Source organism: Psychrobacter namhaensis, assembly GCF_016107545.1.
GTDB lineage: Bacteria > Pseudomonadota > Gammaproteobacteria > Pseudomonadales > Moraxellaceae > Psychrobacter > Psychrobacter namhaensis.
Genome location: NZ_JABASS010000016.1, coordinates 25,327 through 52,003, shown reverse-complemented (window position 1 = coordinate 52,003; position 26,677 = coordinate 25,327). Strand labels below are relative to the sequence as shown.

Annotated in this window: 10 protein-coding genes, 1 pseudogene and 1 CRISPR repeat array (1 of these 12 cut by a window edge); of the genes and pseudogenes, 4 read left to right on the top strand and 7 right to left on the bottom strand. The window is 46.4% G+C overall.

Going from position 1 to position 26,677, the window contains the following annotated elements; all coding sequences use genetic code 11:
* Positions 1–149: 149 nt before the first annotated feature.
* From JFC06_RS10900 to JFC06_RS10875, 6 genes are all read right to left on the bottom strand, one after another.
* Positions 150–1,160, bottom strand: a complete 1,011-nt coding sequence (locus JFC06_RS10900) for a peptidylprolyl isomerase (protein ID WP_198335061.1) — start codon at positions 1,158–1,160, stop codon at positions 150–152.
* Between the two features lie 141 nt (positions 1,161–1,301).
* The gene (gene narI, locus JFC06_RS10895) at positions 1,302–2,027 is read right to left on the bottom strand and encodes a respiratory nitrate reductase subunit gamma (RefSeq protein WP_198335060.1); all 726 of its coding nucleotides are present in this window, start codon (positions 2,025–2,027) and stop codon (positions 1,302–1,304) included.
* A gap of 14 nt (positions 2,028–2,041) precedes the next feature.
* Positions 2,042–2,851: a nitrate reductase molybdenum cofactor assembly chaperone gene (narJ, locus tag JFC06_RS10890; RefSeq protein ID WP_404815005.1), complete on the bottom strand. Its 810-nt coding sequence runs from the start codon at positions 2,849–2,851 to the stop codon at positions 2,042–2,044.
* A 46-nt stretch (positions 2,852–2,897) separates the two neighbouring features.
* Positions 2,898–4,436, bottom strand: coding sequence for a nitrate reductase subunit beta (narH, locus tag JFC06_RS10885; protein WP_198335059.1), 1,539 nt, complete (start codon positions 4,434–4,436; stop codon positions 2,898–2,900).
* Positions 4,437–4,530: 94 nt separating this feature from the next.
* Entirely contained in the window at positions 4,531–8,289 is a 3,759-nt protein-coding gene (locus JFC06_RS10880; protein ID WP_198335058.1) for a nitrate reductase subunit alpha, read from the bottom strand.
* 340 nt (positions 8,290–8,629) lie between these two features.
* Positions 8,630–10,009: a NarK family nitrate/nitrite MFS transporter gene (locus tag JFC06_RS10875; RefSeq protein WP_198335057.1), complete on the bottom strand. Its 1,380-nt coding sequence runs from the start codon at positions 10,007–10,009 to the stop codon at positions 8,630–8,632.
* A 398-nt stretch (positions 10,010–10,407) separates the two neighbouring features.
* Here JFC06_RS10875 and JFC06_RS10870 point away from each other — a divergent pair, with 398 nt between their 5' ends.
* A complete protein-coding gene (locus JFC06_RS10870) occupies positions 10,408–12,366 on the top strand; it encodes a histidine kinase (RefSeq protein WP_227670148.1) in 1,959 nt (652 codons plus the stop codon).
* A gap of 127 nt (positions 12,367–12,493) precedes the next feature.
* Positions 12,494–13,159, top strand: coding sequence for a two-component system response regulator NarL (gene narL / locus JFC06_RS10865; RefSeq protein WP_193005166.1), 666 nt, complete (start codon positions 12,494–12,496; stop codon positions 13,157–13,159).
* A 130-nt stretch (positions 13,160–13,289) separates the two neighbouring features.
* Here narL and JFC06_RS10860 read toward each other — a convergent pair whose 3' ends face one another.
* Complete coding sequence (locus tag JFC06_RS10860) at positions 13,290–14,768, bottom strand: MFS transporter (protein WP_198335055.1); 1,479 nt, start codon at positions 14,766–14,768, stop codon at positions 13,290–13,292.
* Positions 14,769–15,090: 322 nt separating this feature from the next.
* On the opposite strand from JFC06_RS10860, the gene JFC06_RS10855 reads away from it, so the two are divergent.
* Together JFC06_RS10855 and JFC06_RS10850 are read left to right on the top strand one after the other, a co-directional pair.
* A complete protein-coding gene (locus tag JFC06_RS10855; RefSeq protein WP_198335054.1) occupies positions 15,091–15,477 on the top strand; it encodes a DUF1971 domain-containing protein in 387 nt (128 codons plus the stop codon).
* A 130-nt stretch (positions 15,478–15,607) separates the two neighbouring features.
* A pseudogene (locus JFC06_RS10850) lies at positions 15,608–15,856 on the top strand (transposase); the annotation flags it as partial.
* A 98-nt stretch (positions 15,857–15,954) separates the two neighbouring features.
* Positions 15,955–26,677: direct repeats of the CRISPR family, unit length 32 nt; unit sequence GTTTCAATCCACGCACCCGTGATGGGTGCGAC (it continues 1,001 nt past the right edge of the window).

Genomic DNA, 26,677 nt, shown 5'->3' with positions numbered 1-26,677 from the left:
TAAGTGTCTATGCGCTGCTTGATGGCAGACTGCAATGCTTCCATGGTAATCATAACTCGTTACTCATTTTTTGATACTACGCGCTTCTAATGTTAAGCAATGGTAGGCTACTATCAGCAGTACGCAATCGATGGTTGATAGTTGATAGACTAGCCGCGAAAGATATTATCTTGTTCAAGGGTCATTTCGATACCTTCGATGACGGCGTCATTCGCTAAGGTAAATAGGTAATCGCATAATGATTGGTGAAATGCTTGCTGGCTTAGCTTGTTATGAATAGCTGGGCTGACTTGTTCATAAGTCATTTGTATCCCTGCCTCTTTGTCTAAAATATTCACAATATGAAAACCGTATCTGCTTTCAATAGGGCTAGACGCAAGTCCTGTTTCTAGTTTGAATAGTGATTTTTCAAATTCTGGAACGGTTTGTCCTTTACTAATGATACCCAGTTCACCGCCTTGTTCTTTTGAAGGGCAGGCAGAGTGTTGGCGTGCCAATTGAATGAACTCAGCATCGGGGTTAGAGTTGTTTTTGATTTGCTCAATAAACTGGTAAGCGGTTTTTTTGAGCGTTAATCTTTCATCACCATCTTCAGGTAAGCATGCTAGTAAAATATGGCGTACTGTCGTAATAGGGTCAGTCATAAAGTCAGTGATGTTTTGCTGATAATAACGTTCACACGTTGCCATATCAGGAATCTTCGCCTGTACGTTTTTGTCTATTAAAATAGAGATGGCTTTCTCTTCATCATCCAACCATGCAGACTCGCCAAGGCATGGCTCATCCAAAACGGCAAGTCTGAGTAACTCTTTAACGACCAGTGCCTGCGTTGCTAAAAAGACAGCGTCTTCTTTACTTTCTGCTGGGTGATACTGTAGCTCTTGGGCTATCGCCGTTCTATCTATCATTATTCCATTCACCAACACAGAAGGCAGCTCATCACGACTAGACGCAATCAGATTTTTGTGGTTGCTGCGTTCTTCTGCCATCGCCTTTTCGATAAATGCTTGGTCAGAATGCGGTTTTTTTAGGTCAGATAGCGTTGGCATCACCCGAACGATCTCATCCCCATTATCCATGGTTATGTTGGCAGCAGTAGCAGCATTAGCGTCGTGGTTATGAGTAGCATGGTCGGCAGGATTGTAAGTACTAACAGTCATGGTTTTTACTCCACTATGAATGTTTATAATAGATATGTTTAAAATATAGGGTGTCTGGATTCAGTATTGAATGTAGAAAAAAGCAGCATTTACACCATGAGAGTTTTAAACCTCATGTGATATAAACACTGCGCTATAGCCTTACTGAGATCTCTTTTGTCTAACGATTTGATAGCGGCGACCAAAGTACCAAATGGGAGCACTAATGATATGTATCAGTCGAGTGAAAGGGAAAATCATCACAAGTGTGATACCTAGCGCCATGTGCAATTGATAAATCAGGCCCGTCTGTTCGATACGCGCTGCGGCATGCCAAGGTCTTAAGATAGTAATGTCTTGGGCCCAACCCGCTAAGTTCAGCATGGTTAAGCCATCTAGATGCTGAACAGAGGTAAAGATAGACGCCAGACCAAGATTTAACTGAATAAATAACAGCACCAGTACCAGTTTGTCTGAGAACGATGAGGTGTTTGAGATACGATCATCAGTAAAACGTCGCCACATGAGCATGACCAATCCAATCCAGCAAAAAATCCCTGCAATACCACCGACAACGACGGCTAAGATTTGTTTGTGACCTACGCTAATCAATCGATCATAAAGAAAATGCGGCGTCAACATACCAAATAAATGCCCGAGTAATACCACAATGATACCCACATGAAATAAATTACTGGCAAGACGCATATTCTTGGTTCTTAACATCTGCGTTGAACCGGCCTTCCATGAGTACTGAGACAAGTCAAAACGTACCCAAGTACCAATAATAGCAATGGTCAGTGCCACATACGGATAAACGCCAAAAAGGAATATTTGCAGCCAATTTAAATTGACTAAAGACGGTATACTAGGATCTGCAATATTCATGTCCTTTCTCCTTATTATTGTTTAACCGGTCGGTCGATTTTAAAGTCCACCCAGTGCACAGGCGCATCGACAGTCTTTGCAGCATTAGCCGTTCTAGCGCCAGATTTTGCCGCCAGATTTTGGCTACTTGTCTGTGAGGGGCAGCGTTCCTCTTGTTGGGCATCCAAAAAAGTAACGACTTCTTCTTCCCACTCTTTGTCTAATGCCTCAAAACTGTCATCGCGTTGTTCTTTGCTGACTTTTTCTTGATACTCTTCAACCATATCGAGCGGTTTGCCAGCGATCTGTAATAGCGCATGAAAGCAGCCTTGATAAATACTGCCACGATCTTCAAGTCTGGCAGCAAGCAAAGCAATGATGTGGCTGACGTCGGCAATGTCCATACGAATCTGAATATCATCGTCGATAACGGTTGCCTGATAAGCTAAGAACTCTAAATATAAAGGTAGGTAATCTGGCAGCTCTTTCACGCTAATCTCAAAACCGGCTTCTTGATACTGATTCATCAAATCGACCATGGCTTGACCGCGATCGCGAGACTCCCCATGCACATGCTCAAACAACCAAAGCGATAAAGAGCGACCGCGCTCAAAAAGACCATCATAACGAGCTTGCGCCTCAAGCGATCCGGTATCGATTAAATCTTCAATCAGGGCGATGATTTGTTGACGCACTGCTGGGCTAATCAAGGTGGATTTTGCGACAATCTCTGTGCAGTCTGCAAAGGTATCACCCAAAAACAGCTCATTGCTTGGATAGTCTATGAGTAAGCTTAAGACCTTTAATAGCTTTAGGTCCGATTTCCCAATGAGAGGCGGCGTCATAAGCTTATGTACTGAATGGTTGCTATCAAATTGAGTAGTTTGCATATTAAGACTCCCACTTTTGAACGGTGTCGATGAAATCACGGCGATTGGCTTTGCGTTGTCCGAACATACTATTGTCCGAATGTCCTGAGCAACCTTCACCAAAAGTGAAGCCACAGCCATTACGCTCAGCGAAGGCATCACTTAACGCTTCTTCACGATGGGCCGTTGGGATAACAAAGCGGTCTTCGTAGTTAGCGATAGCAAGATAGCGGTACATCTCTTCCACTTGTAGTTTGGTGAGCCCAACGTCATCTAAGATACTTTGCACTTCTTGTTTTTCAACCAATTGCATACGCTTGTAGCTACGCATGGCTAGCAGGCGCTTCAATGCCAAACGTACTGGCTCTTCATCACCTGCGGTGAGCATATTGGCAAGATAACGCAGCGGAATACGCAAGCTATCTACGTCAGGAATCAGTCCATCCATACCCACCTTGCCAGCTTCGGCGGCATTTTGAATGGGTGATAATGGCGGTACGTACCATACCATTGGCAAGGTACGGTATTCAGGGTGGAGCGGTAGGGCAAGCTTCCAATCCATTGCCAGCTTATAAACGGGTGAGCGCTGAGCGGAATCAATGACAGACTGCGGCACACCGTCTTTTAGTGCTTGAGCAATAACCACAGGGTCATTTGGGTCTAAAAACACGTCTAATTGTGCTTGATAAAGGTCTTGCTCATTAGGCGTGCTTGCCGCTTCTGCAATTTTATCAGCGTCATAGAGCAAGACGCCCAAGTAGCGGATACGACCGACACACGTTTCGGCGCAAACCGTTGGCAAACCAGCTTCAATACGGGGGTAACAGAAGATGCATTTTTCAGATTTCCCTGATTTCCAGTTGTAGTAAATCTTTTTATAAGGGCAGCCTGAAATACACATGCGCCAGCCACGACACTTTTCTTGATCAATGAGGACGATGCCGTCTTCTTCACGCTTATAGATCGCACCACTAGGGCATGACGCTACACACGTTGGATTCAAACAATGCTCGCACAGACGCGGCAAATACATCATAAAAGTATTTTCGTACTCGCCATAAATATCTGCTTGAATATTGTCGAAGTTTTTATCTTTGCGACGTTTTTCAAATTCTGAGCCTAGAATTTCTTCCCAATTGGGACCCCATTCAATCTTTTGCATACGCTTACCAGTGATGGCTGAGCGCGGACGGGCGATAGGCTGATGGTTGCTAATAGGAGCGGTATGCAAGTGCTGATAATCAAAATCAAACGGTTCATAATAATCGTCGATTTCTGGCAAGTCAGGATTGGCGAAAATATTGGCCAATACTCTGAACTTACCGCCAATGCGCGGATTGATCGTGCCATTCGCGTTACGTATCCAGCCGCCCCGCCATTTGGTTTGGTTTTCCCACTCTTTGGGGTAGCCAATACCAGGTTTGGATTCAACGTTGTTAAACCATGCGTACTCCATGCCTTCACGGCTGGTCCAAACATTTTTGCAGGTGACTGAGCAGGTGTGACAACCGATACATTTATCAAGGTTAAGCACCATGCCGACTTGTGAACGAATTTTCATGGATCTGTGCTCCAAATATTAATAGAAAAATCAGCGCTTTATTTCTAAAAGATAACTTAAAAATAACGATATCTTTTAGATAAAAGAGATGGCTTTACCCTTCAATGCTGGTTGGTAATGGGCGAGGTAATTCGTTATCTGGCTTATCTTCTAACCAGTCGATTTTTGACATCTTGCGAATCACGACAAACTCATCACGGTTACACCCGACGGTGCCATAGTAATTAAAGCCATAAGACTGCTGGGCGTAGCTACCAATCATATGCGTCGGTTTTAAAATCGTTCGCGTCACCGAGTTGTGGATACCGCCACGCGTCCCTGTTTGCTCAGAACCAGGAATATTGACCAGTTTCTCTTGTGCGTGATACATCATGGTCATGCCTTCTTTAACCCGTTGACTAACAATGGCACGGGCGGTAATAGCCCCATTCGCATTGAACAGCTCAATCCAGTCGTTATCGATGATGCCGGCTTTTTGTGCATCGACTTCTGATAGCCAAACACAAGGACCACCGCGGCTTAACGTCAACATTAATAAATTTTCAGAGTAGGTACTATGGATACCCCATTTTTGATGCGGTGTTAAAAAGTTCAGTACAATCTCTTTATTGCCGTTGGGTTTAGCGTCTTTAAGCAATTCAGTGGTCTTAGTATCGATAGGTGGACGATACTGCTGCATTTGCTCACCAAACGCCTGCATCCAAGGGTGATCTTGATAAAACTGCTGACGGCCGGTGATGGTGCGCCAAGGTATCAGCTCATGAACATTGGTGTAGCCTGCGTTATAGCTCACCTCGTCAGACTCGATACCTGACCACGTTGGGCTTGAAATAATTTTGCGCGGTTGTGCAACGATGTCTTTAAAGCGGATTTTTTCATGTTCACTAGAGGTAGCAAGATGGGTATGGTCGCGACCAGTGAATTCAGATAAGGCTTTCCAACCTTTAACGGCAACATGACCATTGGTTTCAGGGGCGAGCATCAAAATCATTTCAGACGCATTAATGGCAGTATTGAGACGTGGTCGACCTGCAGAGATGCCAGACTCGGTCACGCGGTGGTTTAAGTCACCCAGTTGCTTGACTTCTTTTTTCATATCCCAATTCAAGCCCTTGGAGCCGTTGCCTAGTTTTTCTAGGGCAGGGCCAAGCGAGGTAAATTTGGCATAAGTGTTCGGATAGTCACGTTCAATGACTTTAATCATGGGACAGTTTTTGCCGGGCATGGGTTTTTCGCCAGCTGTTTTCCAGTCAGTGCCACCAAACGGCTGTGCCAATTCACCTGGGGTGTCATGTTGCATCGGTAGCGTGACCACGTCAGTCTCAACACCTAGATGACCTTTTGATACTTCTGAGAAGCTCTTGGCAATCCCTTTATAAATCTCCCAATCCGTTTTAGACTCCCAAGCAGGATCTGTGGCAGCGGTTAATGGGTGAATGAATGGATGCATATCTGAAGTATTCATATCATCTTTTTCATACCAAGTGGCGGTTGGCAGGACGATGTCAGAATACAGACAAGTAGACGACATACGAAAGTCTAGCGTGACCACCAAATCTAATTTACCCGTCGGGCCTTTTTCTACCCAGTCCACTTCTTTTGGTTGCAAGTGACCAGCAGGATTTTCATCATTTAAGAGGCCATTTTTGGTGCCCAAGAAATAATGGAGCATATACTCGTGACCTTTACCTGATGAGCCCAATAGATTTGAGCGCCAGATAAACATGTTACGAGGAAAATTAGCAGGATTGTCTGGTGATTCACAAGCAAAGCGTAAGCTGCCATCTTCTAAAGAATCGACGACATATTCTTCTACATCTTTGCCACTTTCTTTGGCTTTGGCAGCGATAGTTAGGGGGTTGCGGTTTAATTGCGGTGCAGAGGGGAGCCAGCCGGCACGTTCTGCTTGAATGTTGTAGTCCAGCATATGCTCAGGAAAAAACTTTTTGTCGACGAGGGGCGACAGTATGTCATGGGCAGAGATGGTCTCATGACGCCACTGTGAGCTGTGATTGTAGAAGAAACTCGTGCCATTCATATGACGTGGTGGACGATGCCAGTCAAGAGCAAACGCCAATGGCAACCAACCCGTTTGAGGGCGTAGTTTTTCTTGCCCAACATAATGTGCCCAGCCACCACCAGACTTACCGATACAACCACAAAGCATGAGCATGTTGATCACACCGCGATAGTTCATATCGAGATGATACCAATGGTTCATACCAGCGCCGATAATAATCATAGATTTACCATGAGTTTTATGAGCGTTTTCAGCGAACTCACGCGCAACTTGAATGACGCGCTCACGGCTCAGTCCTGTGATAACTTCTTGCCAAGCAGGAGTGCCAGGTACAGTGGCATCATTGTAGTCATCAGTGACATGCTCGCCGCCAACGCCATTATCAACGCCAAGATTGGCGACGGTTAAATCAAACACGGTGGCGACAATAGCTGTAGATCCATCAGCAAGTGTGATGGTTTTACAAGGAATGGTTTTATGCTGTACAGCCTCACCTGGTACTGAGGTGAAGTGAGGGTGATCAACGTGACCAAAGTAGTCAAAGGCTACCTTGCAGGTCTCCGTACTGTTTTTTAAGGTGACTGTTAGGTCAATATCAGCGCCTGTGGCCCCACTTTTTTGCTCAAGATTCCATTTGCCTTTTTCACCCCAGCGGTAACCAACAGAGCCAAGTGGAGATACCAATTCACCATCATGGTTGAGTCCTATGGTTTTCCATTCTGGGTTATTTTCTTCACCCAAATTGTCTATTAAGTCTGAAGCACGCAGATAGCGGCCAGGACGGCGTACGCCTTCTTCGCCTTCTAGTATGACTAAGACAGGTAAGTCGGTATAGCGCTTAGCGTAGTCTAAAAAATAATCACTTGGCTGTTTGAGATAAAACTCTTTGATAATGACATGACAGAATGCTTGCGCCACTGCTGCATCAGTGCCTTGTTTAGGGTTTAGCCATAAGTCGGTTAATTTAGATATTTCAGCATAGTCAGGTGTGATAGAGACAGTTTTGGTACCTTTATAACGAACTTCGGTAAAGAAATGCGCATCAGGTGTCCGGGTCTGTGGAACGTTGGAGCCCCAAGCAATAATGTAGTCAGAGTTGTACCAGTCTGCTGATTCTGGTACGTCTGTTTGCTCACCCCAAACCATTGGTGAGGCTGGTGGTAAATCACAGTACCAGTCATAAAAAGACAGGCAGACACCGCCAATAAGAGATAAATAACGACTGCCCGCCGCATAACTGACCATCGACATCGCAGGAATGGGGGAGAAGCCAACGATACGGTCAGGGCCATAGGTTTTGGCAGTATAAACGTTACTGGCAGCTATGATTTCATTGACCTCGCTCCACGTTGAGCGAATAAAACCACCCAAACCGCGCTTGGATTTGTACTGTTCAGCTTTGATAGGGTCTTGGACGATACTACCCCAAGCATCTACTGGATCAGTGTACTGAGCTTTGGCTTCACGCCATAATTTTAGTAGAGGTTTACGAACTTTAGGGTACTTCACACGATTAGCAGAGTACATATACCAGCTATAACTTGCACCACGAGGACAGCCACGTGGTTCATGATTGGGCAGGTCTGGACGGGTTTCTGGATAGTCGGTTTGCTGCGTCTCCCACGTGACCAAACCATTTTTGACGTAAATCTTCCATGAGCAAGAACCGGTACAGTTGACCCCATGCGTTGAGCGCACAATTTTGTCATACTGCCAACGGCTACGATACACATCTTCCCAGTCACGAGACTCATCGCGCGTCTCGCCATGCCCATCGGAGAATTCGCTCTGTTTGCGTTTAAAAAAACGGAATTGGTCAAGTAAATGGCTCATTTCGCTGTCCTCTATTTTATTGCCTATGGTGTATTAGAGCTGAGTGCAAGCTGGTTCTGTATTAGTGTCTGTATGCACATAAGCCATAAATGCTATTTCGATAGCGTCATTTTAGGTAAGCCGTAACTGTCTTGCTATCATCTAACATGAGCACAGCACTACTACCTTAGTGGTAGCAAATAAATATCAAATATCATTAAAAAATTTATTAAGCATTTATTGATAAGCTAAAAACCACGGGCAAAATTTAAGAAAAAAAAGTGCTACTTACATCAGCAAGTAGCACGATTAAAAGGGTGAGTGATTGTCAGTTCAAAATACTATTTTGACAACTTGCGTTTTAGCAAGGAATCTCAGCATTAGGACGGCTGTAATACCACCAAGTCAAGACAATACAGAGCACATAAAAGACGATTAAGGTCATAAAGGTGCCATCAATACCCAGTCCTGAACCGAACATTTTAGGGACAAAAAAAGCACCATATGCCGCTACTGCCGAGGTAAAACCAACCACGGCGGCTGATTCTTTACGTATATCGACGAACAGATCTTCTGTTCCAGCTTTCTGAGGTACAAGGCGCTCATGGAAAGTTCTAAAAATAACCGGAATCATGGTAAAGGTCGAGCCATTACCGATACCTGTGGTGATGAAGAGCACCATAAAAGAGATAAAGTAACCAACAAAGCTACCTTCACTAGTCTCACTCGGCAAGAAGTACATTACGGCTACAACAGCCAATACCATCACTACGTAGTTCCAAAGGGTTACTGTCGCGCCGCCCACTTTATCAGATATCCAGCCACCTAATGGACGAAACAAGGCACCGACCAAGGGGCCTAAGAAGGCAAATTTGAGTGCATCAATGGCTGGGAATGAGTTTTTAATTAACATTGGAAAAGCCGCTGAAAATCCAATAAATGAGCCAAACGTTGCCATATAAAGAATACACATTATCCAGTTGTGTTTGCGTTTAAAGATGATCGATTGGTCTTTAAAAGAAGCTTTAGCAGTAGAGATGTCATTCATTCCAAACCAAGCCAGTGTTGAAAATAGTAAGATGAATGGTACCCAGATAAAACCTGCGTTTTGTAGGTAAAACAATCGGCCAGTGTCTGACACCTGTGGGTCACCGCCTAAACTACCAAATACAGCAACCAGTATGATGACAGGAACGACGAACTGCATAACAGATACGCCCAGGTTACCTAGGCCTGCATTCAGCCCAAGCGCGGTGCCCTGTTCAGCCTTTGGATAGAAAAAAGAGATGTTAGACATGGAGGACGCAAAGTTACCCCCACCAAAGCCGCAAAGTAGGGCGATAATGGCAAATATCATAAACGGTGTATCAAGGTTTTGGACAGCAAACCCCATCCATAGTGCTGGGATTAATAATGATGCTGTAGAGATCGCCGTCCATCGTCGTCCACCAAAAATAGGCACCATAAAGGAGTAAAAAATCCGCAGTGTCGCACCTGATAGACCTGGCAATGCCGCCAACCAAAAAAGTTGTCCAGCATCAAAGTCAAAACCAATCTCTGGCAGGCGGACGATGACCGCGCTCCATACCATCCATACTGCGAATGCAAGTAGTAAAGATGGGATAGATATCCACAAATTTCGAGTGGCGACTTTTTTGCCGCCACCTTCCCAGAACTCTTCTATCTCAGGACGCCAGTCAGTGATGAGCTTACCACCTTTGAAGTTGTAATTATTGCCCATGCTATTCCTCACTTAATATTGTCTGTGCTAAGTTATAATTGGTGTTTTTATATAATGAAGTAGCCATAAAAATTGCAGTATTTAGTCGCTTTTATTACAAATGTTGAAAAAATGGCTATTACGATTACGGATTAACGCTGTACCTCATCTGATGGATTAATAACAAATGACAGCTTACGGTACTTTGTTAACACCATTATTAGTATTAATACATAGTGGTATACTGATGACTAAAAGGAGTACATTGCAGGCAGGTTTATTCGTGACAGGCTTGTATCTCAACCTCTTTATATTTAAATTTTGATGGGTGAATGCTATTAATTATGTATAGTCTACGACGACAGTCTTTGTTTCTTCATGCTTGGTTCACTATCCTCATCATATTTGTTTTATGTTTTATGTCAGCTGTCGGTAGTGGGGTACTTGCTTGGATAGCAAAATCAGATGCCGAGGCTATTAATACAGCAGGTTCGATTCGAATGGCAACGTATCGTATTAGCTTTGAGATAGCGACTGGTTTTGCGGATGATCATCCTTTTCGCTCAAGCCTAAGTATTCGGCAAGGTAGCTCAAATAATCAAAACGATCGCCTGGCAGAAACACAAGGCAAATTAGATTTTTCTAATAAAAACACCTCCGAAAAGGTAGGTATCCTTGTTGAGGATATGGAAATTCGCCTTGAAGAACTACAGGATTATCAGCTAACGAGTGCGAATAAAGATACGCGTATTAGCAATCAGCTAAGTCAAATCAAAGCCCAATGGTTTTCTGACCTGAAGCCTGCTTTATTAGCCCAAGACAAGCGAGGGTTTTATAGCGTCTCAGCCCAGTATATTGAAGATGTAAATCACTTAGTTAGTGAGCTACAGTACAGAAACGAGCAGCGGCAGACATGGCAGCAAAACCTGCAAATACTCTCGTTGATACTAACCATTATTATTATGCTCATTGGCATGTGCAGATTACATCAATCAGTGCTGATGCCTATCCAGCAATTGATTAAAGCCAACAACCGATTTAAAGAAGGCAAGTACGATACTAGAGTGTCTATCATGGGTTATAAAGAGTTTGAAGTGCTGGGTAACTCTTTTAATGAGATGGCAAGTACGATTGAAACGTATCAGCGTTCGCTTGAGAGTGAAGTGCAGATAAAAACCCAACATCTAGTAAAAGCCAATCAAGTGCTAACGCTGTTTTATGATTTTTCAAAGTCTATTACGACCAGTCAAGTCAGCTTACATCGGCTTGATGTGTTGATGGCAGATTTTAGTAAAACGCTGCCACATTTAGAACTTACGTTGTGTATAAAAAATAAGTATATCACTAATAAAAATGCCATCGTTTTGCATGGCGAAAACATGAAAGAGCTGTGCAAAAAGCTTAACTGTGATAACTGCGTGACGACAAACAGGGAGTCCACCAGATCTTATCCTATTATTCATCAACAAGAAGAGTTTGGTGAGTTACGTGTCAGTCCAAAGTCTATGCTAATGATGAATGATTCTTTTATATCTGATGATGACAAAAGCAATGTAACCTCATCACAGCGCATTAAGATGGTAGAAGGGGATAGTGTTTTTCCATTTTCTAGTACTGAATTAGAGTCGCAAAATGATGCGTCAATCGTGGCACTAACTAATTTAATCAGTACAGCATTATCGCTGCGCAAGCAAAGACAACAGGAGCATCAGCTTATTGTATTAGAAGAGCGCTCAACCATTGCTAGAGAGTTGCATGATTCTTTAGCGCAGTCATTGTCTTATTTAAAAATAAAAGTCAGTGTTCTAGAAAGACATCTTAAAAACGCTAACAGCGAGTCGGTGGAATCGCCTGTCTATCAAAATATTGAGCAAATAAAAGTGGGGCTGGGGTCAGCTTATCAGCAGTTAAGAGATTTATTAGTAACTTTTCGCCTGACGATTGATAACGATAACTTTGATGAAGCATTGCATGATGCCGCCAGTGAATTTGCTTTAAAAGGGGATTTTAATATTGGGGTGCACAATAGCGTTATGACCCTCAATCTAAGTGCTACTGAACAGATAGATTTGATTCAAATTGCCAGAGAAAGCCTGTCGAATATCAGCCGGCACGCTCAAGCAAAAAACGTAGAAATTCATCTTGGCTATGAGGACGATGATAAACATATTGTGATGCGTATCATTGATGACGGGGTTGGCATGATAGGTAGTGTCGATCAAGCACAGCACCACGGTTTAATGATTATGAAAGAGCGTGCACACAACATCGGTGGCGAACTAATCGTTACGGACAACCAACCACGTGGCACTATTATCACAGTGAGATTTGAACCCAATTTTTTTGATGAAGACGGTAATACAGATGCTTACCTATAATCTAACGAAATAACAGATTTAAGCGACGGGTTTGTCCTTTTAAGTATTGTTGCTTTGAGATCTGGTTTTAAAAAATTTGTTTAAATAGTTAAAATTTTGCACCATTTTTTTAATTTGTGAGTATGTTATGAGCACTAAAGTCTATACCAGCACGTCTCCCGCTCGGCTGTTATTAGTGGATGATCATCCTATGCTACGCCGTGGCATATTTGAGTTATTAAGTCTTGAGAACGACGTCAAAGTCGTTGGTGAAGCCAGTAACGGTCAAGAAGCATTGGCCTTTTTAGAAAATAACGAAGTGGACTTGGTGGTACTGGATCATAAAATGCCAGTACTCACTGGTATCGAGACTTTGAGAGAAATTAAAGCAAGAAATATCAATATCAAGACTGTACTGTTTACCGTTTCTGATAGCGGCGAAGATGTGCAAGAGGCTTTAAAATTAGGTGTCGACGGCTATCTATTAAAAGATATGGAGCCTGAGCTGATTATTATTGATATTAGAAAAGTGTTGCGAGGAGAGTTGGTTATCAGCCCAAATCTTGCCTCTATATTGGCGCAAACGTTGCGTACACCGCGTATTGAGGACATTGCAAGTAACCTGACTAGTAGAGAGCTACAAGTGATTCAAATGATAGCTGAAGGGTTAAGTAATAAAATGATTGCCAATAAACTGGATATTGCAGAATCAACGGTAAAGGTTCATGTTAAGCATATTCTAAATAAAACAGGACTACGGACACGTGTAGAAGCGGCAGTATGGACAGTAAATAATTTATCTAAGCAGTCATGAGATCAGTGTCCATCACTCAAAAAAGTGGAGGAGATCTGCTAATTTATATGTGACATTGGATAATTATCTATCTTAGTCAAAAACCACCTAACATTTAAGTTAGATGGTTTTTCTATATCAGGTAATGGCGTTAACCTTCTTTGGCGGCAATCTGCCGATCTACCGACGACATTTTGTATTCATCACCAAAGGCATCTTCAGGTTCTTTTAGCCAGAAAAAACAAAGTATCCAAGCAATAAAGGCACCTACAGCGATAATAAAAAAGAACTGATTTGGTTCAACCAAGGTAAAGACAAATAAGTAAAATACTGCCCCAACGTTACCATACGCCCCCGCCATACCAGATATTTGACCAGTTAGGCGGCGCTTAATCGACGGAATGATACCAAAGGTTGCCCCTTCTGCCCCTTGCACAAATACTGAGCATAGAATGGTGAAGACGACAGCGATAAATAGCGGCCACTCTGCGTTCAGTAAGCCCATCAGGCCAAAGCCGATACCAATACCGAACATATATATCAACATAACCAAACGACGATTACCGACACGATCAGAGATATACCCACCTAACGGTCGTGCCCACAGATTAACAAAAGCAAAAGTCGAAGCGACTAAACCTGCTACAGTAGGATCAAGCGTCCACGTTGCGGCAAAAAACATCGGTAACATTGAGACCACCGCTAACTCTGCGCCAAAGTTAGCAAAGTAAGTGACATTTAAGGCAGCAACAGAGGTAAAGGGGTATTTGTCATCCTCAGGAATACCTGCTTTGAGCATAGGTACATTGACACTAATGGCTTTATAAATTTGGTAAATAACCACCACAGCGATAAGAATATAGAACCCCAAAGCCGATGTTTCGCTCATGAACCCCATGTTTTTAGTACGGTAAACCAATACGCCTAATATGCCGTATAAAGGAATAATAAATAAGCAGTATAATAAAAGATCTCTCCAACTCGACACCTCTAAAGCACCTGCCTTACGGGCTTTTTTATGGGTGTCTTCTGTCGGGCCATCAGTGATTAAAAACCAATAGGCAACCCCGTAAGCCGCCATAAGTAAACCAGACAATGCAATGGCCCAGCGCCAACCATCGTCACCACCAAAAAACTGTAGCGCAACGGTAGGGATAGTAATTGCTGCTGCTGCTGAACCGAAGTTTCCCCAGCCTGCGTAAAAGCCTTCGGCAAAGCCAATGTCTTTGGGTTTAAACCATAATGCGGTCATATGTATACCAACGACAAAACCTGCGCCAACGATAGACATAAACAAACGCGCGACAAATAACTGCATGGGGGAGCTGCCAAAAGCAAAAAACCAAGTCGGTATCGCCATCACCACCATGAGGATAGAAAATACTCGCCGAGGACCAAAACGATCCAAGGCCATTCCTACGACCACGCGACCAGGGATCGTTAAAGCGACGTTGGCAATGAGAAATAATTTTATATGGTCAGGAGTCAAATAGCTTTCAGACTGTAGCATCGACGTTGCGAGCGGTGCCATATTAAACCAGACATAAAAGGTAAGAAAAAAAGCAATCCACGTGTAGTGAAGTGCTCTTATATCACGGCGTTCAACCTCAAGTAGCTCTTTTGCATGCATGACAAGTATTCTCCACCATAAAACTTGATCGTTTGAATGGAGGTAATGTAGCAGCAAGTAGAAAAAGTGACTATTAGGCGAAAGCAGTATGCATTTTATTTTAAGTACTACTTAGTGAGGATTAAAAAGAAGGTTCAATTTTATGTATATTAGAACTCTTACACAATGTGAGGCTAGCCCTTGAGGTGTTATGTGAATAGAAATCAATGAAAGAGAACTTTTGCAAGAAATTTATGGATTAATAATCAAAGCTACATGAGAGTAGCAAAGCCCTCTTAAGGGTGGAGTGGAATAAACGAATCTAACTAGTTAAGGAGCTACCATGAGCCAACCAATCATTCCAAGCCATTGGAAAATAAAACGTTCTACTCATTTTTTTACCAAGGATAAAGTCCCTAAAGCATTATTGAGCCATCACAATACGGCAGAAGGTGTATTTGGCCAAATTTGCGTCATGCAAGGCACCGTTACCTTTTACGGCTTTGCTAATGAGGCCGACAGTGAGCCAGAACAAACCATAGTGATCAAAGCAGGGCAGTTTGCTGTTAGCCCGCCACAGTATTGGCACCGCGTGGCATTAAGTGATGATGCCCAGTTCAATATTAACTTTTGGACAGAAGGAGATACAGGTAATAAGTCGATGTTTAATAGCTCTACTATCCACACGAAGCCTATCGAAAAATTATTTGATAAGCCAACTGAAGGATAATTAGATATATGGAGTTTGAGAACAACCAAAATAGACTAGGGGTCAATCTATAAAATGCCAAGGCGGATAGGGTTTTACTATTATCGTCAGACTGCTCGATAAAATCTCCCAAGTTAGTTTTTAGGGTGAAGCCGATGAGCTTTTTGAGGGTGAGATCGAATTAAATGAGAGTTACTTTAGCAGTGTACGCAAAGGCAAAAGAGCCGTGTTTGGTATCCTCAAACGAAACGATAATGTCTATCCCCCCTGTTGTAGCAGACACCAAACAGACCACTCTCATGCCTGTCATCAAGCGTAAAATCAAGCCTGATAGCTTTTTTATACTGACAGCTATCGAAGTTACAATGCATTGGATGTGAGCGAGTTCAGATTTAACTAGGGGGCATCGTCTCATCAGCTTAAAACTCTGAGAAAATGGTGTGATATTTAATCCTTATCTACTACAGCCTCTTTTTTATTGATTAGCAAAAAAAATACGTTTCAATCCACGCACCCGTGATGGGTGCGACCTTGAGATTAAAGCATTGCAGTCTGTGCGCGATGTTTCGATCCACGCACCCGTGATGGGTGCGACTGCAATCTATACCAGCACGTCTTTTGCATAATTGTTTCGATCCACGCACCCGTGATGGGTGCGACTTATGCGGATAACTTGCCAAGCTGTCTTTGTTGTTTCGATCCACGCACCCGTGATGGGTGCGACATCAAAGAGGTGGCTAAGGTCAACGGTTACATCGTTTCGATCCACGCACCCGTGATGGGTGCGACCTGGAGTGGTTGGTTCGTTGAGCAGGGCTTAGGCGTTTCAATCCACGCACCCGTGATGGGTGCGACCGTAATGCAGGGATTTGAGAGGGTGACGTATTATGTTTCAATCCACGCACCCGTGATGGGTGCGACCCTTAGCGTCTAGTACGCTCATAGCACGTAGCAGTTTCAATCCACGCACCCGTGATGGGTGCGACCGTCGCGTGAAGAACTTGGCACTTGGTATGTAGAGGTTTCAATCCACGCACCCGTGATGGGTGCGACCTTAATTCTCAACGCTCTAAAATCCAATTTGCATCGTTTCAATCCACGCACCCGTGATGGGTGCGACCTTTAACTTGCTTGAAAAACTCGTCAATGAAGAGTTTCAATCCACGCACCCGTGATGGGTGCGACCTGAGAGACCAATGGAGCTGAATTGGGCTGATGGTTTCAATCCACGCACCCGTGATGGGTGCGACCCGGTCACTTACAGCGTTTATATCGATCATAAAGTTTCAATCCACGCACCCGTGATGGGTGCGACCCGTGTGCGAACATTCGCGATAAGTAACGCAGAAGTTTCAATCCACGCACCCGTGATGGGTGCGACCGACCTGTACTGCCAACGCCTTTGACTCGTTCATGTTTCAATCCACGCACCCGTGATGGGTGCGACCTTGACGCTATCAATACGGCTTTCGTCGTTAGCAGGGTTTCAATCCACGCACCCGTGATGGGTGCGACCGCGACAGTAGGCCGACAATCAATATGGTTGTTGTTTCAATCCACGCACCCGTGATGGGTGCGACCTTAGCGGCAAGGCCTATTACTGGTACTTCATTGTTTCAATCCACGCACCCGTGATGGGTGCGACACTTTTCTGTTTGCATAAATTCTTTTTTATAATTGTTTCAATCCACGCACCCGTGATGGGTGCGACAGGCAACTGACAGGCTTTCAACAAACAAACTTAGTTTCAATCCACGCACCCGTGATGGGTGCGACCAACTATTGGTCAAACCTGAACCCTTCTGAGCGTGTTTCAATCCACGCACCCGTGATGGGTGCGACGTTACCAGTATGAGCTTTCACAACATCGACTTAGTTTCAATCCACGCACCCGTGATGGGTGCGACGCAAGGCTATACGGACGAGTATAGAGCGTCTGACGTTTCAATCCACGCACCCGTGATGGGTGCGACCAAACTTGGTGACGCTGCCATTGAGGGCAAAACCGTTTCAATCCACGCACCCGTGATGGGTGCGACAATCCTGACCATGCTTGGTATAACCCAGACCATGTTTCAATCCACGCACCCGTGATGGGTGCGACTCGCAGAAGATGACGGTATGACTAATCAGCAAAAGTTTCAATCCACGCACCCGTGATGGGTGCGACGCTAATTTACCAGTCATGGCAAAAGTAGCAGCAGTTTCAATCCACGCACCCGTGATGGGTGCGACCTCGATAGTGAGACTATTAACGATAGTCGCTTGTTTCAATCCACGCACCCGTGATGGGTGCGACATGAGTAACACGATTAATAAACATGATATTGGTGTTTCAATCCACGCACCCGTGATGGGTGCGACTGGTTAGGTCGTGGCTATGATGCTAGTAACTGGGTTTCAATCCACGCACCCGTGATGGGTGCGACTTGACATGACCGCTGGCACTACTGAGACAGGTCAAGTTTCAATCCACGCACCCGTGATGGGTGCGACTGGTCAGGGTTTTTTATTGCTCGTTTAACTCGTAGCGTTTCAATCCACGCACCCGTGATGGGTGCGACCAGTCCGACACATATACTACAGATTACGTACGTGTTTCAATCCACGCACCCGTGATGGGTGCGACTCTAAACAAACATCTGTATTTCAAACATAAAGGGGTTTCAATCCACGCACCCGTGATGGGTGCGACTTGTTCAAATTAATATTATTTTACACGCTGTGTGGTTTCAATCCACGCACCCGTGATGGGTGCGACGGCGGCTTGCTGTCAGCGGTAGCTAACAGTGCTTTGTTTCAATCCACGCACCCGTGATGGGTGCGACTAGGCTTGACTGGCCGCTTGAGCGTCACCGTTGTTTCAATCCACGCACCCGTGATGGGTGCGACTCATTAAAAGCTCGTATTGAGATTGAGTACAAAGTTTCAATCCACGCACCCGTGATGGGTGCGACGCTTGTTGTTGATGCAAGTGTACTGCCAAGGCGTTTCAATCCACGCACCCGTGATGGGTGCGACTTGTTTGGTGTTGCCGTGAGGGTCGGTCCAAAGTTTCAATCCACGCACCCGTGATGGGTGCGACCCGATGTTGAGGTTGCCGTGCGTCCGAGAAGAGCTGTTTCAATCCACGCACCCGTGATGGGTGCGACTTGCGTGACGGCAACGACACAAGCGTTATCTATGTTTCAATCCACGCACCCGTGATGGGTGCGACGAACAAGATCTAGACACATTGGCCAAACGGGTGTTTCAATCCACGCACCCGTGATGGGTGCGACAACTAATAGATGAGCGCGTTAAAGACAAGATTGCAGTTTCAATCCACGCACCCGTGATGGGTGCGACAAAAAGGCACGAATAGCGACGACTTGGATCAGGTTTCAATCCACGCACCCGTGATGGGTGCGACCAAGCTATATAAAGACGATGGCTCAGTCGTGCAGGTTTCAATCCACGCACCCGTGATGGGTGCGACATTATGAGCATTTATGACATGTGTACTAATAGCGGTTTCAATCCACGCACCCGTGATGGGTGCGACATAATAGTGTCGTAATTGGCTAAGTCTTGTGCTGTGTTTCAATCCACGCACCCGTGATGGGTGCGACTACCTTTACAAAGACAAACCTACTGAGCAGGTCCGTTTCAATCCACGCACCCGTGATGGGTGCGACTTGTTATAAGATATAGTTTCATTTCACAGTAGGTTTCAATCCACGCACCCGTGATGGGTGCGACAAAGTCAGATGGGTTCTTTTTTTAGGATATTTATGTTTCAATCCACGCACCCGTGATGGGTGCGACTTGTACCCTGTTTGACTGAGCGATAGTTATTAAGTTTCAATCCACGCACCCGTGATGGGTGCGACACAAATCGCCTTACAGCCTCAGCAGCCAGTGGCAGTTTCAATCCACGCACCCGTGATGGGTGCGACTTATCTTTAACTTGCCCCCCGGTGGTTCTAAAACCGTTTCAATCCACGCACCCGTGATGGGTGCGACACATGATTATTGGAATAACGATCAGCGCGAATGGTTTCAATCCACGCACCCGTGATGGGTGCGACAAGCAAGGTTCACATCATTGCAACGGTGAGGATGTTTCAATCCACGCACCCGTGATGGGTGCGACTCAAGACAACCACCAGAACCAACCCACTCATGAGTTTCAATCCACGCACCCGTGATGGGTGCGACCTCTAACGCCCTCAGTTAATCGCCATACCGTCAGTTTCAATCCACGCACCCGTGATGGGTGCGACATTGGCGCTATTTAATCCAGCGTTCAATTGAGAGTTTCAATCCACGCACCCGTGATGGGTGCGACTCACTGAGCTGGGTGAGTTGCTGCAAGATGGTCACGTTTCAATCCACGCACCCGTGATGGGTGCGACCGCTTGATAAATATATTGATGACGCACCGCTTGGTTTCAATCCACGCACCCGTGATGGGTGCGACTGCTGTCTCATAAGCGATTGGGCAATCAGTGCGTTTCAATCCACGCACCCGTGATGGGTGCGACTAAGGAGAGCGATATGTTAAAGCAAAAATTGATCGTTTCAATCCACGCACCCGTGATGGGTGCGACCGTAGGTCGTATAGTCGCTAATCGGCTCGTCTGGTTTCAATCCACGCACCCGTGATGGGTGCGACCTTGCTACGCCCTGCGCTAACTGCTCGTATTCCTGTTTCAATCCACGCACCCGTGATGGGTGCGACGGCGGATTTATCAAAAAGCATAACGATAATGTGTTTCAATCCACGCACCCGTGATGGGTGCGACGTTTCTACCTTCAAAAAAAGAGGGGCTGACAACCGTTTCAATCCACGCACCCGTGATGGGTGCGACTTAAATAACCTGCTTGTAAGTAGGCATACCGGAGTTTCAATCCACGCACCCGTGATGGGTGCGACCACAGCCACAGGTGGGCAGTTAGGTATAGCCGAGTTTCAATCCACGCACCCGTGATGGGTGCGACTAATGGAGAAAGACGCATGGCTTCTAGTCGCGGGTTTCAATCCACGCACCCGTGATGGGTGCGACCTCTAAAATCTCAATGGCTTGCGTAGGTAGCGGTTTCAATCCACGCACCCGTGATGGGTGCGACCTGGTCATATCGATACGGCGCATCTCTAGACTGTTTCAATCCACGCACCCGTGATGGGTGCGACTAATCCGATTTTGCCCTGTACCTCTGTAAGCATTGTTTCAATCCACGCACCCGTGATGGGTGCGACGCGAAATTGGAAGTTTAGTTCACGCAAATAATGGTTTCAATCCACGCACCCGTGATGGGTGCGACTATAGTGGCTTCGTCTTGCTCGATGTCATTCAGTTTCAATCCACGCACCCGTGATGGGTGCGACGCGAAATTGGAAGTTTAGTTCACGCAAATAATGGTTTCAATCCACGCACCCGTGATGGGTGCGACTAAATAACGTCAATATGCAGATAAATAGTAATAGGTTTCAATCCACGCACCCGTGATGGGTGCGACCGATTGATGAGCTTGGGCTTACAGGTACGGCAGAGTTTCAATCCACGCACCCGTGATGGGTGCGACCTGCAATCTGTGCGTGGCTGCTATAGGTAGCTCAGTTTCAATCCACGCACCCGTGATGGGTGCGACGGCCTAGTCATGGTAGACGGTAGTAGCTGGGTTGTTTCAATCCACGCACCCGTGATGGGTGCGACCATGACGGCAAGCGGACGTTACCGAAAGAATGGGTTTCAATCCACGCACCCGTGATGGGTGCGACCGGCTGCAATGGCGAAGTTGCAGCACGGCTCACGTTTCAATCCACGCACCCGTGATGGGTGCGACAAAAACCGCTTTACCGTTGAATTTAGACCACAGTTTCAATCCACGCACCCGTGATGGGTGCGACGACTGGGGATCCAGTTTAAGTTTGAATATCATAGTTTCAATCCACGCACCCGTGATGGGTGCGACTAAGATGATGTTGCGATAATGTAGGTTTCGTAAGTTTCAATCCACGCACCCGTGATGGGTGCGACGAATATTATTATTCTCGTTAGCTTGATTGGTGCGTTTCAATCCACGCACCCGTGATGGGTGCGACAGATAACGAGGTTATTGATGACGAGCAGGATATCGTTTCAATCCACGCACCCGTGATGGGTGCGACAAAAACCGCTTTACCGTTGAATTTAGACCACAGTTTCAATCCACGCACCCGTGATGGGTGCGACGACTGGGGATCCAGTTTAAGTTTGAATATCATAGTTTCAATCCACGCACCCGTGATGGGTGCGACTAAGATGATGTTGCGATAATGTAGGTTTCGTAAGTTTCAATCCACGCACCCGTGATGGGTGCGACGAATATTATTATTCTCGTTAGCTTGATTGGTGCGTTTCAATCCACGCACCCGTGATGGGTGCGACAGATAACGAGGTTATTGATGACGAGCAGGATATCGTTTCAATCCACGCACCCGTGATGGGTGCGACAAATTCAGAGAGTTTGTTAACTCAATTCCCAGTGTTTCAATCCACGCACCCGTGATGGGTGCGACTTTGAGTGATAAAGCCCCCTCGGTTGCCCTTGTCGTTTCAATCCACGCACCCGTGATGGGTGCGACATCTCCGCATAACCGTTACCGTCCAATTCCTGAGTTTCAATCCACGCACCCGTGATGGGTGCGACGACTCGCAAAAACGCCATAAGATACTGATATTGTGTTTCAATCCACGCACCCGTGATGGGTGCGACTGATAGGTGATAAACCAACTAAGCCATCAAGTGTTTCAATCCACGCACCCGTGATGGGTGCGACCCACTACCTCTTACGTGTAGCTTTGGTGTCTGTAGTTTCAATCCACGCACCCGTGATGGGTGCGACGCTTTAGCGAAACCAATGCCCTGACCTAAGTTAGTTTCAATCCACGCACCCGTGATGGGTGCGACCATCCTAGCTTCCTTTTTATATTGTAGTTAGCCTGTTTCAATCCACGCACCCGTGATGGGTGCGACGGCAAACGTGCTAATGCAGGCTCAATGCTACGTGTTTCAATCCACGCACCCGTGATGGGTGCGACGTTGCACGCGATGCAAGACCAAATACTCACTGTCGTTTCAATCCACGCACCCGTGATGGGTGCGACAACATCGTTTCAAGGTGTAAAGGTTCAAATATACGTTTCAATCCACGCACCCGTGATGGGTGCGACTCGAGGTGACAAAGTTGGTGGTGATGTGCAAGTGTTTCAATCCACGCACCCGTGATGGGTGCGACAAAATCGCTTGCTGCGCCCGCTTGGTCGCTTTGGTTTCAATCCACGCACCCGTGATGGGTGCGACCTTTGGCGCAATGGCTGTGACCAATATTTTTAATGTTTCAATCCACGCACCCGTGATGGGTGCGACGAGCATGGGGAATGATTGAGCAAGGACGCAAAGATGTTTCAATCCACGCACCCGTGATGGGTGCGACGTCAAAGCGGGTAAGCAGATACTAGGCACATGCGTTTCAATCCACGCACCCGTGATGGGTGCGACTTCGTACTACATAGGGTAGCCAGTATCGGTTCAGTTTCAATCCACGCACCCGTGATGGGTGCGACTTTTGGCGACTACATCATAAAAGGCGTCAACGGTGTTTCAATCCACGCACCCGTGATGGGTGCGACAGACCGATTGATTTACCAGTGACTAGGTTAATGTTTCAATCCACGCACCCGTGATGGGTGCGACACCGTTTGGTTTGTTCTCAGCGCGTTTCTGTGGGTTTCAATCCACGCACCCGTGATGGGTGCGACGAATTGCGAGCAAAGATTAAGAGAGAGTATGACGTTTCAATCCACGCACCCGTGATGGGTGCGACCACAATCATTGGTTACTGGTTAATGAGGGATTGGTTTCAATCCACGCACCCGTGATGGGTGCGACCCGTCATAACAACCCACCCTGCGCTTGGGCTGATAGTTTCAATCCACGCACCCGTGATGGGTGCGACGACCGATTAATACAAAGAGCAAAGGACGGCAAAGTTTCAATCCACGCACCCGTGATGGGTGCGACGCTTGTGTATACGAGACTAATGGTTGGTCTAAAAGTTTCAATCCACGCACCCGTGATGGGTGCGACGATAAACTCACGACCTCGGCTATCGGCAATCTTGTTTCAATCCACGCACCCGTGATGGGTGCGACATCTGAACAACGTCCATAACCTTGTAATCTGTGTTTCAATCCACGCACCCGTGATGGGTGCGACATCATCAGGGAACGTGATTGCCACTTCAATACGTTTCAATCCACGCACCCGTGATGGGTGCGACCACATCATTAAGCCAGACAACTGAGTTGACAGTAGTTTCAATCCACGCACCCGTGATGGGTGCGACTTAGCAGTGTCAAGCGCCATCTATGGCACCAAGTTTCAATCCACGCACCCGTGATGGGTGCGACGATCTGTCGTTCACGTTTCCAACCACCAGCCATGTTTCAATCCACGCACCCGTGATGGGTGCGACTGTTTTTCTCTAGCCAAAATCGCAGGTTGTAGAGTTTCAATCCACGCACCCGTGATGGGTGCGACGGTTGTGCCATCATCTGCATTGATACCATCTAAGTTTCAATCCACGCACCCGTGATGGGTGCGACCTGTCTTGCTGACTTTCGGATAACGACTTTGAGTCGTTTCAATCCACGCACCCGTGATGGGTGCGACTCCAGTAGAGGGCACAAAATGAGCTTTGGTAGTGTTTCAATCCACGCACCCGTGATGGGTGCGACAGCGTCGCAGGTGATACAGGCTTTGGTGATAAGTTTCAATCCACGCACCCGTGATGGGTGCGACGTAAGGTTGGGTTCTAGGGCTGAGGTTGCTACAGTTTCAATCCACGCACCCGTGATGGGTGCGACTTATCTAGTGATAAAAACATACTAGCATTACATGTTTCAATCCACGCACCCGTGATGGGTGCGACTACCATGCACTAACACCTAGAAAGCTAACTAAGTTTCAATCCACGCACCCGTGATGGGTGCGACAAGGGGATTGCTATGTTAAAGCAAAAATTGATCGTTTCAATCCACGCACCCGTGATGGGTGCGACGCCCCGACCGATAGACTTCTTGGTCTATAGCGGTTTCAATCCACGCACCCGTGATGGGTGCGACGTATTTTCATGAAAACATTAGGCGAGCGTGTTAAAGTTTCAATCCACGCACCCGTGATGGGTGCGACTAAGACAGCGCCAAAAATGCGGATCTCAACAAAAGTTTCAATCCACGCACCCGTGATGGGTGCGACCTGATCCAAATCATCGCTATTCGTGCCTTTTTGTTTCAATCCACGCACCCGTGATGGGTGCGACTCATCACTCACCTCATACTTATCGCACTCATCCGTTTCAATCCACGCACCCGTGATGGGTGCGACCGGTTCTTCTTGGATATCTCAACCATATTAAAGTTTCAATCCACGCACCCGTGATGGGTGCGACTGATATACGAACACTACTAAGGAGGCTTACAGATGTTTCAATCCACGCACCCGTGATGGGTGCGACTCCCATTTTTCGCCTAACTCCTCGCCGCAGTACGTTTCAATCCACGCACCCGTGATGGGTGCGACGCTGTCTTTTGGGTATCTAACATCAACTATATCGTTTCAATCCACGCACCCGTGATGGGTGCGACACAAGGCCGTCACCGTCTTTATTATCTTTAATTAGTTTCAATCCACGCACCCGTGATGGGTGCGACTACCTGCCATTTCGGGATTCAGCAATGCTGTACCGTTTCAATCCACGCACCCGTGATGGGTGCGACGCAAGGCCTTAACGCTAAATGATTGATTTAATGTTTCAATCCACGCACCCGTGATGGGTGCGACGGATAGCGTTTGGTTTTAGCGGCATCTATGACGTTTCAATCCACGCACCCGTGATGGGTGCGACGATTGCCTGCCACTGATAGGTTTTGGCAAGGCGTTTCAATCCACGCACCCGTGATGGGTGCGACGTCTGCATGGGTGCAATCTGCTATTGATGCTCATAAGTTTCAATCCACGCACCCGTGATGGGTGCGACCTAATCAATGACGACTTTAGCGAGATGACGCTTGTTTCAATCCACGCACCCGTGATGGGTGCGACCTAGCCGCGTGTTTGATGCGATGACGGACGACAAAGTTTCAATCCACGCACCCGTGATGGGTGCGACTGGTCTTGATAAGGCCCAAGCAACCAATGGCCGTGTTTCAATCCACGCACCCGTGATGGGTGCGACCATGTGGGTATGGGTTATGTGCAACTTACGTGGGTTTCAATCCACGCACCCGTGATGGGTGCGACTATGACCACAAGCTGACTGGTAGCTATAAGCCTGTTTCAATCCACGCACCCGTGATGGGTGCGACATTTGTGCAGGGCTATGCTGGAGCGCGGGGATAGTTTCAATCCACGCACCCGTGATGGGTGCGACGTGCGTCCAACCGCAAAGACACGGTTCAGATCGGTTTCAATCCACGCACCCGTGATGGGTGCGACCAAACAACGGTATCGTCATTATTGAAAGCACAGCAGTTTCAATCCACGCACCCGTGATGGGTGCGACTAAAGATATTTGCGTTCAGCTAGGTTGTCATTATGTTTCAATCCACGCACCCGTGATGGGTGCGACTTAGTGTTGCAGCAAGAGCTGCAGCGCACTTAGGTTTCAATCCACGCACCCGTGATGGGTGCGACTTGTGTATACGAGACTAATGGTTGGTCTAAAAGTTTCAATCCACGCACCCGTGATGGGTGCGACTCCGCTAGATGATGACGAGACGCTGGTACATTTTGTTTCAATCCACGCACCCGTGATGGGTGCGACAATGCGAAAGTTAATCCTACTGCTACTTGCTGAGTTTCAATCCACGCACCCGTGATGGGTGCGACCAAACGGTGAGCAGTTAGTCAGTAATGTATCAACAGTTTCAATCCACGCACCCGTGATGGGTGCGACCTGGACGAAAACGGCAAGGTTACATGGGATTGGTTTCAATCCACGCACCCGTGATGGGTGCGACTAGACGCAGATATTGTTAATGCGCTGTAACTAGTTTCAATCCACGCACCCGTGATGGGTGCGACGATAGTCAAGATGGTGAGCAAGACGACGACGGTGTTTCAATCCACGCACCCGTGATGGGTGCGACTTGAGATCACAACTGTTGATTTTAGTGTAGGTGTTTCAATCCAC